Genomic DNA, 809 nt, shown 5'->3' with positions numbered 1-809 from the left:
GGGTAGTGATGTTGGTGTAGCCGTCGACGATCCGCCCCATGAGTTTGGAGCGCGCATCGGAGGACACCACCGAACGCTCTTTCACCCGCGGCACGAAGTAGTAGAGCGCGCCGATGTAGGCGGCGATCCAGATCAGCAGCGGGATCATCAGTCGCCAGTCGGCTTCGGCGAACAGCACCAGCGAGCTGATCGCATAGATCAGCACGTGCCACAGCGCATCCACCGCTTGCACGGCAGAGTCGCGCAGGGAGTTGCCGGTTTGCATGATGCGTTGGGCGATGCGCCCGGCGAAGTCGTTCTGGAAGAAATTCAGGCTCTGTTTGAGCACGTAACTGTGGTTCTGCCAGCGGATCAGGCTGGTCATGCCGGGACTCAAGGTCTGGTGCACCAGCATGTCATGCAGGGCGAGGAACAAGGGGCGCAGGATCAGCGCCACCGCCGCCATCCAGGCCAATTCCACGCCGTGGACCTTGAAGAAGTCGACGTTGGATGTGCTCTGGGTCAGGTCGATGATGCGACTCAGGTAGCTGAACAGCGCCACTTCGATCAGCGCGCCGAACAGGCCGACGACCAACAAAACGGCGAAGATTGGCCAGACCTGCTTGAGGTAGTAGGTATAGAAGGAGAGAACCCGACTCGGTGGAGCCGCCGTCGGGGCGTCGCGGAAAATGTCGATCAGTTTTTCGAAACGGCGATAAAGCATCGGTTCTCCGCCCGTGTACGGGCTCTCCTTTAAACGATATGAGCGGCGCCGGATATCGACCGGCCACCGCTCAAGACTGCCGGTGTACTCAGTCGATGCGCTTGGC

At 60.3% G+C, this 809-nt stretch carries 1 protein-coding gene; it reads right to left on the bottom strand.

Features of this window, described 5'->3' with window-relative positions; translation table 11 throughout:
* A partial coding sequence (locus tag AC1DLB_RS31200) for an ABC transporter transmembrane domain-containing protein (protein ID WP_477786427.1) occupies nucleotides 1-703 on the bottom strand: 703 nt, incomplete at its 3' end.
* Between the last annotated feature and the right edge of the window lie 106 nt (nucleotides 704-809).

It is taken from the genome of Pseudomonas sp. 05N434 (assembly GCF_056396965.1).
Note: the sequence above shows the minus strand (reverse complement) of the source record. Positions and strands in the feature narration are given on the sequence as shown.